This is a genomic window from Candidatus Protofrankia californiensis (assembly GCF_900634765.1).
Taxonomy (GTDB): Bacteria; Actinomycetota; Actinomycetes; order Frankiales; family Frankiaceae; genus Protofrankia; species Protofrankia californiensis.
In genome coordinates this window covers 1,045-2,565 of sequence record NZ_CAAAFT010000030.1, presented here as the reverse complement: position 1 = coordinate 2,565, position 1,521 = coordinate 1,045, and the positions used below count along the sequence as shown (strand labels likewise).

The following is a 1,521-nucleotide window of genomic DNA, read 5'->3' as shown; positions in this document are numbered from 1 at the left end:
TGGCCCGGGCGACATGCTCGCGCATGAGCGCGACGGCGCGGTCACCGGCGTCGATGTCAACACCGGCATCCCGGTAGGACACGCTCACCGACCGCGAGGGCCGTGAGGGCTGCAAGGACCGTGAGGACCGCGCGGGCCCTCCGGGGGGAAGCCCTGGTCCGTGCGGGCTCGCCGCACCCTGCGAACCCCGCGAACCGGGTGGCGGCACGCTCACCTTGGTCGCACCACGGAGTCCACGTCCGGGGACGGGTCGGCGCCGTTCATCCCGACCGTGATCTCGTCCACGACGTCCTCCAGCAGGTACTTACCGAGATGATCGGCGTGTGGGAGCGGCACCGGGTAAACCCCGTCGAAACAGGCCCGGCACAGCGTTTCAGCCGGTTGGCGGGAGGCCGCGACCAGGCCGTCCAGCGAGACGTAGGCGAGGGAGTCCGCGCCCAGTGACTCACGGATCTCCTCGATGCTGGCGCTGCTCGCGATCAGTTCCGCGCGGGTGGCGAAGTCGATGCCGTAGAAGCACGGCCAGCGCACCGGCGGCGAGGAGATCCGCACGTGCACCTCGACGGCACCGGCCTCGCGCAGCATCCGTACCAGGGCCCGCTGGGTGTTGCCACGCACGATCGAGTCGTCGACGACGACGAGCCGGCGGCCGTCGATCACGTCGCGCAACGGGTTGAGCTTCAGGCGTATGCCGCGCTGGCGGATGGTCTGCGACGGCTGGATGAAGGTCCGTCCCACGTAGGAGTTCTTCACCAGCCCCTCGCCGTAGGGAATCCGGCTGGCCTCGGCGAAGCCGACCGCCGCCGGCACGCCGGACTGCGGTACCCCGATGACGAGATCGGCGTCCGCCGGGGCCTCGCGGGCGAGGGTGCGGCCGACCTCCACGCGGGTCGCGTGCACGGAACGGCCCGCGATCGTCGTGTCCGGCCGGGCCAGGTAGACGTACTCGAACAGGCATCCGTGCGGCGTCGCGGGCGCGTATCTGCGCGAGCGCGGTCCCCCGGCATCGATGACGATCAGCTCCCCGGGTTCGACCTCGCGGACGAACCCGGCGCCGACGATGTCAAGGGCAGCGGTCTCACTCGCCACGACCCAGCCGGAGTCCGGGCCGTCCCCGCCGAGCCGGCCCAGGACCAGCGGGTGCACCCCGTGCGTGTCACGGGCGGCATACAGGGTCGAGGTGTCGCAGAAGGCCAGCGAGAACGCGCCGGCCAACCGGGGCAGCACGGCCATGGCCGCGTCCTCCAGCGTCGGACCCGGATGGGCGGCCAGCATGGCCGTGATCAGATCGGAGTCGGTCGTCGCCCGGATCCGGCCTTCGCCGGTGTCGACGAGATCGGCGGCAAGCTTGACGGTGTTGGTCAGGTTGCCGTTGTGGCCGAGCGCGACGGCGTTCCCGCCCCACGATGATCGATAGGACGGCTGGGCGTTCTCCCAGGTCGACGATCCGGTCGTCGAATAGCGGGTGTGCCCGACGGCCACATGACCGGACAGGCTGGCAAGCGTCACCTCGTCGAAGAC

General features: G+C 70.9%; 1 protein-coding gene. It reads right to left on the bottom strand.

All coding sequences use genetic code 11. The features are described 5' to 3' along the window. Positions 1-210: 210 nt before the first annotated feature. Positions 211-1,521, bottom strand: a 1,311-nt coding sequence (gene purF, locus DD1DGNOD_RS01325; RefSeq protein ID WP_241255390.1) for an amidophosphoribosyltransferase, incomplete at its 5' end; no start/stop codon positions are given.